The 15531-nt window shown below is 58.3% G+C and carries 12 protein-coding genes; all 12 read left to right on the top strand.

Annotated features, from left to right (window positions below):
* Window positions 1-399 precede the first annotated feature (399 nt).
* The 12 genes from mraZ to PT279_RS06260 all read left to right on the top strand — a co-directional run bounded on the left by mraZ (window position 400) and on the right by PT279_RS06260 (window position 15529).
* Window positions 400-927, top strand: coding sequence for a division/cell wall cluster transcriptional repressor MraZ (gene mraZ, locus PT279_RS06315; RefSeq protein WP_277166623.1), 528 nt, complete (start codon window positions 400-402; stop codon window positions 925-927).
* Window positions 927-2012 (top strand): 16S rRNA (cytosine(1402)-N(4))-methyltransferase RsmH, encoded by a 1086-nt coding sequence (gene rsmH / locus PT279_RS06310; protein WP_277166536.1) that lies wholly within the window; start codon window positions 927-929, stop codon window positions 2010-2012. Before mraZ ends, rsmH begins: the two co-directional genes overlap by 1 nt.
* Window positions 2009-2458: a hypothetical protein gene (locus PT279_RS06305; protein WP_277166535.1), complete on the top strand. Its 450-nt coding sequence runs from the start codon at window positions 2009-2011 to the stop codon at window positions 2456-2458. The genes rsmH and PT279_RS06305 overlap by 4 nt, the downstream gene beginning before the upstream one ends.
* Window position 2459: 1 nt before the next feature.
* Window positions 2460-4259 carry a penicillin-binding protein 2 gene (locus tag PT279_RS06300; protein WP_277166534.1) on the top strand — a complete coding sequence of 600 codons (1800 nt, stop codon included), beginning with the start codon at window positions 2460-2462 and terminating at the stop codon, window positions 4257-4259.
* A gap of 91 nt (window positions 4260-4350) precedes the next feature.
* Complete coding sequence (locus PT279_RS06295; RefSeq protein ID WP_277166533.1) at window positions 4351-5238, top strand: UDP-N-acetylmuramyl peptide synthase; 888 nt, start codon at window positions 4351-4353, stop codon at window positions 5236-5238.
* A 146-nt stretch (window positions 5239-5384) separates the two neighbouring features.
* On the top strand, window positions 5385-6965 hold the full coding sequence (gene murF, locus PT279_RS06290) for a UDP-N-acetylmuramoyl-tripeptide--D-alanyl-D-alanine ligase (protein ID WP_277166622.1): 1581 nt from the start codon (window positions 5385-5387) through the stop codon (window positions 6963-6965).
* Window positions 6962-8065 carry a phospho-N-acetylmuramoyl-pentapeptide-transferase gene (mraY, locus tag PT279_RS06285; protein WP_277166532.1) on the top strand — a complete coding sequence of 368 codons (1104 nt, stop codon included), beginning with the start codon at window positions 6962-6964 and terminating at the stop codon, window positions 8063-8065. The genes murF and mraY overlap by 4 nt, the downstream gene beginning before the upstream one ends.
* Window positions 8066-8187: 122 nt before the next feature.
* Entirely contained in the window at window positions 8188-9621 is a 1434-nt protein-coding gene (gene murD, locus PT279_RS06280; RefSeq protein ID WP_277166621.1) for a UDP-N-acetylmuramoyl-L-alanine--D-glutamate ligase, read from the top strand.
* Window positions 9614-11014, top strand: coding sequence for a putative lipid II flippase FtsW (ftsW, locus tag PT279_RS06275; protein ID WP_277166531.1), 1401 nt, complete (start codon window positions 9614-9616; stop codon window positions 11012-11014). Before murD ends, ftsW begins: the two co-directional genes overlap by 8 nt.
* A 63-nt stretch (window positions 11015-11077) precedes the next feature.
* Entirely contained in the window at window positions 11078-12247 is a 1170-nt protein-coding gene (locus PT279_RS06270) for a UDP-N-acetylglucosamine--N-acetylmuramyl-(pentapeptide) pyrophosphoryl-undecaprenol N-acetylglucosamine transferase (RefSeq protein ID WP_277166530.1), read from the top strand.
* Between the two features lie 262 nt (window positions 12248-12509).
* A complete protein-coding gene (gene murC / locus PT279_RS06265) occupies window positions 12510-14141 on the top strand; it encodes a UDP-N-acetylmuramate--L-alanine ligase (protein WP_277166529.1) in 1632 nt (543 codons plus the stop codon).
* Complete coding sequence (locus PT279_RS06260) at window positions 14141-15529, top strand: FtsQ-type POTRA domain-containing protein (RefSeq protein WP_277166528.1); 1389 nt, start codon at window positions 14141-14143, stop codon at window positions 15527-15529. The genes murC and PT279_RS06260 overlap by 1 nt, the downstream gene beginning before the upstream one ends.
* The last annotated feature ends 2 nt before the right edge of the window (window positions 15530-15531 follow it).

Below are 15531 nucleotides of genomic sequence, written 5' to 3'. Positions count from 1 at the left end.
TGATTGTGCTCTTGGAAAATGCCGTTTCGACGGATTGAAATTCTCGTTATTTCGGCATCGTTCGGGCAGGTGTATCGATTAAGCGACTATTGAATCCTCGGTCTTATGAAAATCGCTCCTCGCAGGATGTTTTGTGTATCGCAAAATGGCAGGATTGAATTTTTTGGAGTCTAGAAATCGTAAAAACTGCCATGAGACAAGTTTTTTTGAAGAAAAATTGAGATTTTTGCGTTTTTGTGGGGAAGAATGGTGACAAGTGGGGTAAAGTGGTGAAGTAGTTGTAAGACTTGACAGATTGTTGGCAGTTATCCAAAAGGAGGAGGCGGAATGGCGGGGCGCGATAAAAATCCCATCAGCGGCGAACCGTTTCCTGATTCCTCCGTTCCCGCCTTTTCTTCCATGAACATCAATCCCTCCAATCCCGCCACTTCGTCGATTCAAACGTCCGATGCGGCCAACGGAGCCGTATCTGCATCGCCTGCGCCAGAACCTCTCCTGCTTGGCACCTATACCCCGAAAATTGACCAGAAGGGGCGTATGGCTCTGCCGGCCAAAATGCGCGCCCAACTTGGCACGGGCATGGTGATGGCCCGCGGTCAGGAAAAATGCGTCTATCTCTTGCCGCAAACCGAATTCCGTCGTATAGCGGCGCGTATCCAGCGTGCTTCAATGGGCAACAAGGCCACCAGAAGCTATCTGCGTGTCTTCCTTTCCGGTGCCGTTGAGGGCGAACCGGACAAGCAGGGCCGCGTTTTGGTGCCGCAGAACCTGCGCAGTTACGCGGGCTTGGGCAATGACATCGTGGTGATCGGCGTCGGCACCCGTGCCGAAATCTGGAATAAGGAATCGTGGGACGCCTATCTTGCCGACCAAGAGGAAGGCTATTCCGACATAGCTGATGACGTATTGCCGGCGGTGGAGTGGTGATGAGAGATTTCAACAACATCCATACCCCGGTCCTCCTGGACGAATGTGTCCAGCTGGTCACCCCCGCGCTTGAACATCCGCGTGCCGTGGTGGTCGATTGCACGCTCGGCCTGGCCGGGCACGCGACGGCTTTTTTGAAGGCCGCCCCACAGGCCCGACTGATCGGCATCGACCGCGACGAAGAAGCGCTTTCGATGGCCGGCGAACGGATGAAGGAAGCAGGGTTGAATGACCGGTTCACACCTATTCATGCGGCCTTCGATGAGTTCGGCGATGTGCTTGACGATTTGAAGCTGGACCGCGTCGATGCGGCATTTATGGATTTGGGGCTTTCCAGCCTGCAGATTGACGAAACCGATCGCGGATTCTCCTATTCCCATGACGCCCCGCTCGACATGCGCATGGACACCGGCCAAAGCCTTGACGCCGCAGGGATTTTGGCACAATATTCCGAAGACGAGTTGGTTCGGGTTTTCCGCGAATATGGCCAGGAACGCTTCTCCAGACCGATTGCCCGAGCCATCGTGCGCCAGCGTGAAAAGGAGCCCCTGAAGACCTCTCGCCAGCTCGATGTTCTCGTCGATCGTGTCGTGCCCAAGGCCCACCGAGCCAAAGGCAACCCCGCCAAGCGCGTCTTTCAGGCCCTGCGCATCGAAGTCAACGGTGAACTTGACAAGCTCAAGCGCACGCTGCCGCAGATTGCCAACAGGCTCGACGTCGGCGGCCGCTTGGTGGTCGAGTCCTATCATTCGCTCGAAGACCGCACGGTCAAGACGTTCATGGCCCAAGGGCTCGTGGTCGATGCGCCGGCCGATCTGCCGGTCGTTCCTCCGGACGCGCAGCCGTTCTTCAAGGAACTGACCCGGGGGGCGATCAAAGCGGATGAAGCCGAGATCGAGTATAACCCGCGCTCGGCTCCCGTCAGATTGCGTGGGATCGAGCTTTCCCGTGAGCTTCCCGAACGTTGGCACAATCGGTTTGCGCAGGATGCCCGGGAAAATCCGACGGCTGGCGGCAATGTGCGTGGCGAGTTTTTGCATGACAATCGAGACAAACGAGACAACCGAAGGAAAAGGAGGGGATGATGAGCACAGCGACAGCAAGATCGGTTCGTTCCCGTATTGCCCCTGCCGGGCGTGACGACGATACCCGTGCGGCATCCTCACGTCCCAAGCTCCAGGTGGTTGCCGGCGGCAAGGAGAAAAAGGACAGCGACAATGTGGCTTCAGGGATTTTGGGCCGTATCAGAACGGTTTCGGTGGTCCACGTCATCATCGCGGTGGTCTTCCTCTTCGCGGCGCTGCTCGGTTCTCTGGCCCTGCGTACCCAGATGGTGCAGAATTCCTTCGAGGCGGCACAGGTGCAGTCGTCCATCAGCAAGCTCAACCAGGATGTCGAGGACGATCAGGCACAGCTTGACGGCTTGCAGGCAAGTCTTCCAGACCGTGCCCAGAAAATGGGCATGGTGCCTCAGTCCGGTCCGCTGTCGATAGATCTTCAGGGATACCAACCTACGGGTAAAGGTCAGTGATATGCGAACAGGCGCCAAGAAAAGCAAAGGCAAACAATTCGTGTCGCGTTGCACCGTGATCGCTACGGTGCTTGCGATCGTATTCATTGTGTGCTTCGGTCAGTTGGCCAATCTTCAGCTGCTCAACGGCCGCGAGATGGCCGAAGCGGCGACGGCGGGCCGTACACTGAAAGTGCCCGTCCACGGCATGCGTGGCAAGATACTGGACACCAACGGGGCCGTTCTGGCGCAAAGCGTGGAGCGCTATACGATTATCGGGGACCCGAAAGCCGCACAGGAATACGACCCGATATGCAGCACGCAGATCACCGACAACTGCACGCAGACCAAGAAACAGGGAGGCAAGACCCTTGGTGTGGTCGGCGCCGCGCGTGTGGCCAGGATGGCCGCGCCGATACTGGGCATGGATCCCATGGAGCTTGGAGGCAAACTTGCCGGGTCCGGCCGTTATGTCGTCTTGAAAAAGGATGTGGAACCTGCAGCCAAACGTAAGCTCGACAAACTTGGCCTCGGTGGCATCGTTTACGGCGAACTTTCGCAGAACCGCGTCTATTCCGACGGCACGCTGATGGGTGCCTTCCTCGGAGGAGTCGACGACAAGGCCAACGGCGCCTCGGGCATGGAACAGGTCCAGAACGCGGCGCTCGCCGGCGCTGACGGTTATAAGATCTACCAGCAAGGCAACAACGGCGTCGAAATTCCCGGCACCTTGACCGATTCCAAGGCTGCTCGCAACGGCAGCGATGTCAAGCTGACCATCGACGCGGATGTGGACTGGTTCGTCAAGAAGGTGCTGACCGAAGGCAAGGCGCAGTATCACGCCGATTGGGCGATAGCCTGCGTCATCGATACGCGCACCCATCAGATCATCGCGCTGGACGATTCTGACGAGATCCAAGCTGGCAGCGACCAGGCCAAACTGAACGTCTCCCGTGCGGTTTCCGAAACCTTCGAACCCGGCTCCATCGGCAAGACCTTCTCGATGGCAGGCCTCTTGCAGCACGGCGTCCACCAGATGACCGACCAGTTCCAAGTTCCCGATCGTTTAGATAAAAACAATCAGGTCTTCACCGATTCCGATAGTCACCCGCTTTCCAACTGGACCCTTGCCGGCATTCTCCAGCAGTCCTCCAACGTGGGCATGGTCATGGCCTCCGACAACTACAAGGACCAGGACCGCTACGACATGTTGACCAAATTCGGCATCGGGCAGCCCACCGGTCTCAACCTTCCCGGCGAATCGCGAGGAACGCTCACCAACCCCAACGCCTGGGACAAGCGCACCCGCGACACCATCCTCTTCGGGCAGGGCTATTCCACCAACATCCTTCAGATCACCAACGCCATCGCCTCGATCGCCGACGGCGGCATCTACCGCAAGCCGTCCATCGTCGCCTCAACACAAGATGCCGACGGACACGTCACCGAAATGCCTCAGGACGAAGGTACGCGCATCCTCGACCCGAACGTCGACTCGCAGCTGCTCAATGCCATGGAGTCAGCCGCCGAAGAGTACCACAGAACGGCCGGCATCGACGGCTACCGCATCGCCGGCAAGTCCGGCACCGCGCAGGTCGCAGGACCCAGCGGCGCGCTCGATGGCATCGTAGGCGATTTCACTGGCATTCTTCCCGCCGACAACCCGCGTTTCGTGGTCACAGTGGCGATGAAGAACCCGCAGGGCATGTTCGGCGGCCTCACCAGCGGCACGCTGTTCAAGCAAATCGGTGAATTCCTTATGCAGAAGTATGAGGTCCCGGCCTCGACTCCGCGCAACAATGCTATTCCTGTGTCGTGGTGACAATGGCGGCAGGTGCCCACACGGCTATGAAATCGAATCGAGCGGCAGTGACTGCTGGCTGCCCAACGTTTCCGACGGGAGGGGTCGAAGCATGAGCGTGGTGAGCGAATCGATTTCGCGGCGTGTGACCTTGGGCTATATCGCCAGCCATTACGGGTTCAAGCTTGAGCCCAAGTTTTCTGACGGCGTTACGGTTACCTCGATTGCCGATAGTCCGGATTCGGTGCGTCCGGGAGCCCTTTATGTGCTCAAAGGCGATGATGACCCATCGTTGCTTTCTGTGGCCGTGGCCCGTGGCGCATATGCGGTATTGGTGCCGCCTTCGTTTGCCTCACAAGCCCGATCCGTAGGGGTTCCGGTGCTGTTTGCCACCCCCGACCCCGAAACCATGGGGGCGCTGGCTTCCGATATCGCGGGAATGCCGGCCAATACCATGGCGGTATTCGTGGTTTGCGGCGAGGACGACCAAGAAACTCAGGCCGATGTGGTGCGCTTGGCCGATTTTCTTCATATGCTCGGCAACCCTGTGGGTATCGTCAGCCGTGCGGGTTCCAGTTCGCTGGAACGTGAGCTTGAAATGAATTATCCTCTGGGAATCCTTGACGTCCAGCACACATTGGCGGTCTGCTCGGAGGATGGGGCTGCGGCGATGGTGGTTTCCGCCGACAGTGAGACCCTGCGCCCCGGAGCGCTTGAAGGCGTCAGTGTTGATGTGTTGGGGTCCATCGAAACGCTGAACAGGGCTCAATCGGTCGACATGCTCGAATCGGTTCGGAACCGTTATGGTTTCATCATTGACGAACACAAGCGTCTGGTCTCCTGTTCCGAGGAATCCAATTGGCTGGTCGGGCAGAGTGGGCCGGCAAACGGTCTGCAGGCCCAACGCAGGCTTTCGCTGGCAATCGCCATGGCGCTGGATGCTGGGGTGCGCCGCAGCAATATCCGCAACGCGCTGCGTGTCTCTAAGGAAATGCAGTGAAAACTTTATTTGACGACAGTCCGTTTGATACGGTTTGCATGAGTTGATTGCAACCTGCATTGCAAGCGATATTGAGATACATATGAGACAAAAGGTGGCATGCGTTGAGCACTAAGATGACAGGGATTTCAGACGGCCAGCCCGGTATGATGCCGATGACGATCGAAGAGATCGCGCAGACGGTCGATGGGCATATCGTTGTTGGCTCTGATTTTCAGATCCCCCTTGGCGCAGTGGCGACTTCGACATTCAGCGATTCCCGGCAAGTCAAGGCTGGTTCGGTTTTTGTCGCCATTAAGGGCGAACGTGTGGACGGGCATGATTTTGTCTCCGGTGTGGGTGCAAAAGGCGCGGTGGCGGCGCTGGTTGATCACGCTATCGACGGCGTCGGCGATATCGCACAGATCGTGGTTTCCGACACCATAAAGGCCTTGGGGCGTTTGGCTCACCATAATATTGTACGGCGCCGTAAGCTTGATTCTGCTTTTTCCGTCATCGGCATCACCGGGTCGGTCGGCAAGACCACCACCAAGGACCTGCTGCATTCCCTTCTGGCTTCTCTTGGCGAGACGGTGGCGCCGGTCGGCTCGTTCAACAACGACATCGGCCTGCCGCTGACTGCCTTGAAAGTAGGGGAGTACACCCGCTTTTTCATCGCCGAAATGGGTGCCAACCATGTCGGGGAAATCGCCAATCTGACGAAAATCGTTCCTCCTGATCTCGCTGTGGTTTTGAAAGTCGGCGTCGCCCATTTGGGGGAATTCGGTTCTGTCGAACGTATCGCCCAAGCCAAAAGCGAGATTGTGCAGGGACTGATGCCCGACGGCATCGCCGTGCTTAACGCAGACGACAAGCATGTGGCGGCTATGACGAAATTCGCGCCCGGCAAGGTTCTTTGGTTCGGGCTTGATAGCAATGCAAAACCAGATGCTCGGCGGATGACTGCCACTGATATCACCGTCGATTCCTTGGATCGTCCGAGCTTCACTCTGGTGGCTCCTGACGGTTCCAGCACGCCGGTGCATCTCGGAATCGGAGGGGCCCACAATGTCGTGAATGCGCTTGCTGCAGCCACCGTCGCATACTATTTTGGGATGCCGCTGGCCGATATCGCTTCGGGGCTTGACAATGTGAAACATATCAGTCCTCATCGCATGGCTGTGTCGAGCGTGAAACTTGACGATGCCGATTTCACGTTGATCGATGATTCCTTCAATGCGAACCCCGACTCCACGCGTGCGGGGCTTGACGGGCTTGCCCGTTGGGAGACTGCCGAAAAGTCTGCCGGTGATGGGTTGCAGACGGCTAAGAACGCAAAACCCTATCGTATCGCCGTGTTGGGAGCCATGCTTGAGCTTGGCGAAGACGAGCTCAAATTGCATCGGCAAGTCGGTGAATATGCCGCGGGGCTTGGTATCGACGAAATCATTGCCGTAGGAAACGAGACCGACAAGCATTTCGACCAATTGGCCCAAGCGTTGGCACAGGGCGCCGAAGCGGAAGAAAAGCACGTGGACGCGGCAAAGAGTCAAACGCGTACCCCCGTCGTGGTGCAATGGGTACATAGTGCGGGTGAGGCCGAGCGGCTGGTCGCCGAGGCCGCCCGCCGGCATGAAAATACCGTTGTGCTGCTCAAAGGATCGCATATTTCGGGGCTTTCCGCCTTGGCCGAACGTTGGGCGCACGCCAAAAAGCAGGAACGTACAGAAGTGGAGCCGAAACATTGATTTCCCTTATCATCGGCATCGTGGTCTCGCTCGTGGTCACGATGGTCGGTACGCCGGCCATGATCAAACTCGTGCATCGGCTCCATTACGGCCAGTACATTCGTCAGGACGGTCCACAGTCGCATCTGTTGAAGCGTGGCACCGCCACGATGGGCGGCGTGGTCATTATCCTTGCCGTGCTGCTTGGTTGGGGCGCTTCGGCTGTGTACCGCGGGTTGACTGGCGGTCAGGCCGTTTCGTGGTCGGCGGTTCTGGTGCTTTTCGCCATGGTTTCCATGGGCAGCCTGGGATTCATCGATGATTTCGCGAAAGTGCGCAAAAAGCAGAACACCGGCTTGAGTGTCGGCGGCAAGTTCTTCGGCCAGTTTGTTTTCGCTACCATTTACGCGGTGTTGGCGCTGCTGATTCCCACCAAATCCGGCTTTCCTTCGGCGCAGGCGGGTATGAGCTTCATCGAGCACCCGTTCTTCAGCTTTGAATTCGCAGGCAAGGCCGTCGCCATCATCATTTTCGTCATCTGGGTCAATTTCCTGATGATCGCATGGACCAACGCCGTCAACCTCACCGATGGACTCGACGGGCTTGCCACCGGTTCCTCGATGATTTCCCTGGCCGGTTACACCATCATCGCCTTTTGGGAAAGCTATCACGTCAAGGGTGGTCCGAAGCCCGGTTATTCCTATGCGGTTTCCGACCCGCTGGACCTGACGATCATCGCGGCCTGCGCGGCCGTGGCCTGCTTCGGCTTCCTCTGGTACAACTCCAACCCGGCCACCATCTTCATGGGAGACACCGGCTCGCTGGCTTTGGGCGGTCTTTTCGCTGCGCTTTCCATTGCCACGCACACCGAATTCCTTGCTGTGATCATCGGCGGGCTCTACGTCATCGAAGCGATGAGCGATGTCATCCAGGTCGGTTGTTTCAAGCTCACCCACAAACGCGTCTTCAAGATGGCGCCTATCCACCATCATTTCGAGCTGATGGGTTGGAGCGAACAGAAGGTCGTCGTGCGTTTCTGGATGATCGAATTCATGTTCGTGCTCATCGGCCTCGTGATTTTCTACACGGATTGGGCGTCGCGTACCGGCTTGCTGGTGTAGGCGACGATATCGAATACGGCGTTGACGGCCAAAGCTTGGAAAGGAAGTTTTAGATGCAGGCAGCAGGGGATTCCGGATTTTCATCGGTGCGTCGTGACGGCGCGGCAAACGGGTCATCGGCTCTGGATGTGAGCGGCAGAACCGTACTGGTGGCGGGTCTAGGGGTCTCCGGCCGTGGTGCAGTGGAAGCCTTGCAGGGCCGTGCCGGGCGTGTGATCAGTGTCGACGAGAAGAAGCCCGAGGCCGATCTGCATTCCTTCGACGATATCGATTGGGATGATGTCGACATCGTGGTTGCTTCGCCGGTTTTCAACCCGCGTACGCCTTTCATCCTTGAAGCCCAGCGTCGTAGTATTCCGGTCATCAGCGAAGTCGAGCTGGCTTGGGCCTTGCGGGTTCCCGCCGAGCATTCGACGTTGCATGAGCCGGCGCCATGGGTCGGCATCACCGGTACCAACGGCAAGACCTCGACCACGCAGATGGTTTCCGCTATGCTCACCCATTGCGGTATGGACGCTCCAGCGGTGGGCAATATCGGCAAATCCGTCAGTCTCGCCGCCGTAGATCCGAAGCATGATGCCTTGTGCGTGGAACTGAGCAGTTTCCAGATGCATTTCACCGATTCGTTGGCACTGGATTGCGCGGCCATCACCAATATCGCCGCCGATCATCTCGACTGGCACGGTGGCATGGCCAATTATGCCGCCGACAAATCCAAGGTCTTCCACAACGCCAAGCGCGTATTGGTCTTCAATGCCGACGACAAGCGTGTTTCCGCGTTGGCCGATGAAGCCCAGACCGGCCCAGAATGCCGCAAGATCGGTTTCACGCTCAATGCCCCGCAGCCTGGCCAGATCGGCATTGCCGACGGCTGGATAGTCGATACCAGCGGTTTGGCCGGTGCCCCGGAAGGGGATATGAACACGTTGGCCAAAGTCACCGAATTCTCCCATCTGTGCGAGCCTGACGGCACTGTATACCCGCATCTGCTTGCTGATGCCATAACCGCGCTTGCCCTTGCGATGGGTTTGGGCGCTGATCCGGGCCGCTGTCTCGATGCACTGCGTGCCTTTGCACCCGGCGGCCATCGTATCCAGACCGTCGCCACCGCGCATCTGGAAGACGGCGGTGTCGTCCGCTTCGTCGACGATTCCAAAGCCACCAATGCCCATGCCGCCCATGCCTCGCTTTCCAGCTACAAGCCGAAGTCCGTGGTCTGGATTGCCGGAGGGCTTGCCAAAGGCGGGCATTTCGAGGATCTTGTGGCCAACCAGGCCAAAACCATCAAAGCCGCCGTCATCATCGGCGTCGACCAGAAGCCCATGCTCGAGGCCTTCAGCGCCAGCGCGCCGGATATCCCGCTAACCGTTATCGACCCGAATGACAAGGCAAGCGTGATGGCCCGAGCTGTCGAAGCTGCCGGCGCATATGCCACAAGTGGGGATGTGGTACTGATGGCGCCCGCCTGTGCTTCTATGGACCAGTTCGTCTCCTATGCCGACCGCGGCTCCCAATTCGCCGACGCCGCCCAAGACTGGGTGCGCAGACATGGCTAGACGCGTATACAATCGGGATGAGAAGCAGCGGGCTGACCCGGCCAAAAAGAAAGGTCGCGGTAGTCGAAATTCCACATCCAAAATCTCGCGGACCGGGAATCAGAATTCCGCGTCAATCGATGGCGACAAGCAACAATCCCGATCCCGAATCAGCGTTCTGTATCATAAAGCCAAAGGATTGTCCCAATCCGACAACCCGCTTCCCACAGACACCTCCGACACCATCGACGTCACCGATTACAGCGGCATTCGCGCTTTGCTGAACCCGTTGTGGTGCTACTACGGGTTCCGTATTTCCGTGATCGCGCTGACCTGTTTCGGTGTGGTCATGGTCTTTTCCGCCTCTTCGGTCACCATGATCGCCGCCAACCTTTCTCCATGGAAACAGGCGCTGAGCCAGGGGCTTTACTGCCTGATCGGCCTGCTGGTCTGTGTCGGCGCGATGCATGTGCATTCGGACCGCTACCGCAAGATCTCGTTGGGATTCGTGATTTTCTCGATTTTCCTCCAGCTGCTGACGATGACTCCGCTGGGGGTCACCATCAACGGCAATACCGGCTGGATCGGCATCAAGAACAAGTTCACCATGCAGCCGGCCGAGGTCATGAAGCTTGCACTGTGCATGTGGATGCCGTGGGCGGTGGCCAGGGCCGCGAAACGCTATAAGACTCAGGGATTCAAAGCCTATCTGCCGATGGTTGTCGTCTTTTTGGCTTGCCTTGGTGCCGTCATGCTCGGCGGCGATCTGGGAACGGCGCTCATTCTTGTGGCTATCGGAGTCACGGCGATGCTGGTCGGCGGTTTCCCCACCAAATGGCTGGTAGGCTCCGGCCTTGCTCTTGTGGTCTTGGTCGTTCTATTCGTCATTACCAGTCCGAACCGTATGCTTCGTATTACAGCGGCCTACCGTCCCTGTCCGGCTTCCGCGTTGCAGGGGGAGTGCTATCAGTCGATGCATGCCAAATACGCCATGGCTTCCGGCGGTTTCTTCGGCGTCGGTATCGGCAATTCCCGTGAGAAATGGAATTACTTGCCTGAGGCCCACAACGATTTCATCTTCGCCATCATCGGCGAGGAGACGGGGTTCGTGGGTGCTGCGGCCGTGGTCATCCTCTTCGCCATCCTGGGCTGGTGCATGTTCGTCATCGCTTTGCAGACACCCGACAAATACGCCTCGCGCGTGCTGATCTGCATCGCCATCTGGATTGTCGGCCAGGCGCTCGTCAATATCATGGTCGTCATCGGCCTGCTGCCGGTGATGGGTGTGCCGCTGCCGTTCGTCTCGGCAGGTGGGTCGAGTCTGGTGATGTGTCTGTTCGCGGCAGGCGTGGCTACCAGTATGATGAAGATGCAACCGCAGATTCACGCCAATATCGCCGCACAGCGTATCTGAAACGATATTGGCGTTTAAAGGTTGTGTCGATTGGATGTCAAGGCAAGCCGAGGGAAAGAGCATATGAAGCATATCGTATTGGCCGGAGGCGGCACGGCCGGGCATGTCAACCCGCTGTTGAGCGTCGCCGCCGCCATCAAACGTGAGGATCCGCAGGCCGCCATCAGCGTGATTGGCACCGATGTTGGTCTTGAAAAGGAGTTGGTGCCGCAGGCCGGTTTCGAGCTTGATACCATCGCCAAGGTGCCGTTCCCGCGGCGTCCCAATATGCAGGCGCTGCGTTTCCCGGGTCGTTGGCGTCAGGAGCAGAAGAAAGTCCGTGCGATTCTTGAAGCTCGTCGGGCGGACGTGGTCGTCGGTTTCGGCGGTTATGTTTCTGCTCCCGTCTATACGGTCGCGCATTCCATGGATCTGCCCATCATCATCCACGAGCAGAACGCGCGTGCCGGCATGGCCAACAAACTCGGCGCCCGATGGGCCGATTTCATCGGTACCGCTTACGAAAACACAGGTCTCAAGGCACATGGCGATGCTGAAATCCGCCGTGTCGGGCTTCCGCTGCGGCCGGTGATGGCGGATTTGTGCCAAAAGCTGCAAAACGATAAGCAAACGGCACGCCAGTCCGCCGCCGCACAGCTCGGCATCGATCCCGAGCGTCCACTGGTGGTTATCACCGGTGGTTCCCTGGGCGCGGTGAGCCTCAATGAGGCCGTGAGCGGGGCCGCCGCAGAACTGCTGAAAGTGGCTCAGGTCATCCACCTTACCGGACGGAAAAAAGGTGCCGAAGTCAGCCAGCGAGTAAGGAGTACGGTGGGTGAGCAGGCGCTTACTGACCTGGATCCGGCGCACGCAGGTCTTGGCGATTACCATGTTGCTGAATATCTGGAACGCATCGACCTGGCGTTTGCCGCGGCAGATCTGGTGATCTGTCGTTCCGGGGCTGGCACTGTGAGCGAACTGGCTGCCATCGGCATGCCCGCGGTCTATGTCCCCTTGCCTATCGGTAACGGCGAACAGCGTTTCAACGCCCAGCCGGTGGTCGATGCCGGAGGCGGGCTTATGGTCGCCGACAGTGATTTTTCGTCGGCTTGGGTACGTGAGCACATACCCGCCCTGATTGCCGATGCCGGACGTCTGCAGGCAATGGGCCGCAAAGCTTACGATTACGGCATTCGCGACGCCGCGCAAACCATGGCCGGCATCGTGCTGGGCTACGCCGGACGCAGTCATTGATGTGTAATATGACAGTGATGAATCCCGTCTATGTGCTGTCCTTTTGCCATTAAAGTTTTATAAGGTGCACGGGGTTACGCAACGGCAAAGTCGATGGCAATCGGCAATTCGTCAGTTTTTTAAGTAGTCGCGGACTTGCAAGATGCCAATTGCAAGCAGTCTGCGTGGGTTTGCGGCTTGGGCTTCGGCAAGGCGGGATTATCAGGTATAACGGCATCAGTGATGTTTTTCATCGTGAAATCTAGCGTTCAAGGAGCGTATCGTGCAGTCAAATAATGGCTCTGAACCCATCGTGCTTGACCCGACGAAGGCCGCGTTCGGCCCGTCGGATACGCTGGCCTCGCTTGGACGTACTCATTTCATCGGCATCGGCGGAGCCGGCATGAGCGTTCTGGCCGAGATGCTGCATGAAGAAGGCGTTGAAGTCACCGGTTCCGACCGTGAGGCCAATGCCAAAACCGATAGGTTGACAGCATTGGGTATCAACGTCTATTTCGGTCAGCGTGGACAGAACGTTGCAGGTGCGCAGACCGTCGTCTACTCCAGCGCCATCAAACCTGACAATCCGGAAATCGTCGCCGCGGCACTTGCCGGAGCGCGTATCGTTCACCGCAGCGATATCCTGGCGCTGCTCATGGCCAGCAAATGCGCGGTCAGCGTCGCCGGCGCACATGGCAAGACCACCACCAGTTCGCTGATTTCTCATATTCTTGTCAATGCCGGTGTCGAGTCCGATGCCGAGGCTGCGGCCACACCGCAATCCGTCAGACTTGCCGACCCGAGCTACGCCATCGGCGGTTCCATTCAGGGTCCCGACGGTGTTGCCATCGACGGAGGGCACGCGGGCGGCGGTGACGTATTGGTGGCTGAATCCGACGAATCCGACGGAAGTTTCGAAAAGTACCGGCCGCAATTCGCTCTGATTACCAACGCCGAAGCCGACCATCTCGACCATTACGGCGACGCCGAGCACTACCAGCAGGCGTTCGTCGAATATGCCCGACATGCCAAGGGATATGTGGTCATGTCCATCGACGACACGGGGGCCCAGGCCATCGTGCGTGCGCTGCCGGCCGAGGTGGCGACCAGGACCATCTGCTATACCACCAATCCGACTGGCGATATCGCTCAAATCGTCGGTTTGAACAATACAGAAACCGGCAAGGGCGGCAATTTCCGGCTCGTTCGCATCCTTTCCGAACAGGAAAGTGCGGGAGACGGCACAGAACGGTTCACCATCGAGCTGCCGGCCGGTTTTGCAGGATTCGCGGAAGTTCGCCGTATACCCGTCACCTTGGGGATTCCCGGCATCCATAACGCGCGCAACGCGACTGCGGCGATCGTCGTAGCCACTTTGCTAGGCATGGATCCGGCGCTCGCCGCCCGCACGGCGGCAACGTTCAAGGGGGCGTCGCGTCGTTTCGAGGTCAACGGTGTCGCCGACGGGGTAACGGTGGTCGATGATTATGCCCACCATCCTACCGAAATCGCCGCGCTGCTTGACGCCGCACGCCGCCGCTACCCGGATTCGATCATCCGCGTGCTTTTCCAGCCGCATCTGTTCAGCCGGACCAAGTTCTTCATCAGCCGTTTTGCCGCCGCACTGGCCAAGGCCGATGACGTGGTCATCGCGCCGATCTACCCGGCACGTGAGCGACAGGAGGATTTCCCCGATATCACCTCCCAAGTCGTTGTTGACGCGGCGCAAAGCTTGTCCCATAACCCTTCTCAGGGATGGATCGCCGCTTCGAAGGACCTTGAAACCGGTGCCGAAACGTTGGTCCGCCATTCAAACCCCGGAGATGTCCTCATCACCGTAGGGGCGGGTGATGTCACCACGATGGATGATGTCATGCTCGCAATGCTCAGGGCGCGCGCACAGGAGTCGCGCTGATGGCCGGCCGTCGTGTAACCAGCTCGAGCAGCGGCAAAAACGGTTCACCCCGACGCGGGCGGAGCTCCGCATCCTCGTCCCAATCCTCATCGACATCGCACGACGAACCGATGGTCAATGATTTCGGCGTGCGGACAGGCAGACGTGGGAAAACGGGACATTCGGATTTCCGCATGGGCGAAAACTCACAAAACAAATCGCGTTCGTCGCGCAGCCGTACAAAAGAGGATTCGCTGCGTCAGGCGCGTTCGGTGGCATCCGGCACGCCCGTCGGTGACGATACGACGGTTGATGCCCGCCGCGCAAAACGTAGGGCGAGCGCTTCGAAAATGGCGTTGACGGGTGGCAAACCAGCTCAATCCGCCGGGGCACAGCCATCTCGCAACAAGAAAACCGTAGGCTTTTTCCATCGTCGCCAATCCGGAAGGCCGAAGTATGGCATCGACGAGCCGTTGACGGATACTGACGACACGTCGCAGCCTGCCCGTTCGCCGCGTTCGGCTTCATCCGCCAATGCAGCCACCAAAAGTGCTCCCGGAGACTTCGTCGACGCTCGAGCACTGAAAAACGAGGACTTGGTCGGTGAGACTTTGAACCAGACTTCTGGTTCGTTGGGCGTTGCGGCGCGTCCCAAAGTCATCGATTTCAACGCGCGGCTCAAAGAGCGGCGACGGGTCAGCGCGTTCAAGACGGTGACTAAAGTCTTGGCAACCCTTGTGGTTCTTGCGCTTTTGGTGGCTCTCGGATGGGTTCTTTTCTTCTCGCCGGTCTTTTTACTTGATCCGCACCAGATTTCGGTATCCGGCGAAAACCAATGGGTCGGCAAGGCCAGGGTCGTTTCCATCGCAGACAAGCAGGCAGGCAAATCGCTACTGCTGGTCTCAAGCGGGGACGTCGAGCAGGAGCTAAAAAGCATTCCTGGAGTCTCGATGGCCAAGGTTGAGAAGGTCTATCCGCAAGCGATGAAAGTCACCATCACCGCACAGGAACCCGCAGCGATGCTCCAGACACCAGACGGCAGCGAGACCGCCGTTGACGGTTACGGGCGTGTGCTCAACAAGGTCGGCAATGTCTCGACCAAGGGCATTCCCGTCATCGAAGTGAACGACGTCAAGACGAGCCTTCGAGACCGTTCCGTTCAGCAGGCCTTGAAAGTGCTGGGTCTTCTTGACGGGAACACGCGTGGCGCCATCACCAAGGTGACGGCCAAAACGCAGGATTCCATCACCACTGAATTGAACGGCGGCCAACGGGTTATCGTTTGGGGTGACGCCTCCGACATGAAGCTCAAAAAGGCCGTGGTCGACAAGATCATCAACGACCCGACCAAGATCGGCGACAAGCACCAGGTCGACGTTTCGGCCCCGCTTCGCCCGATCATTAAGTGACC

The sequence above is a fragment of the Bifidobacterium sp. ESL0784 genome, from assembly GCF_029433295.1.
Taxonomy (GTDB): Bacteria; Actinomycetota; Actinomycetes; order Actinomycetales; family Bifidobacteriaceae; genus Bifidobacterium.
This window is presented reverse-complemented; position numbering and strand designations above follow the sequence as displayed.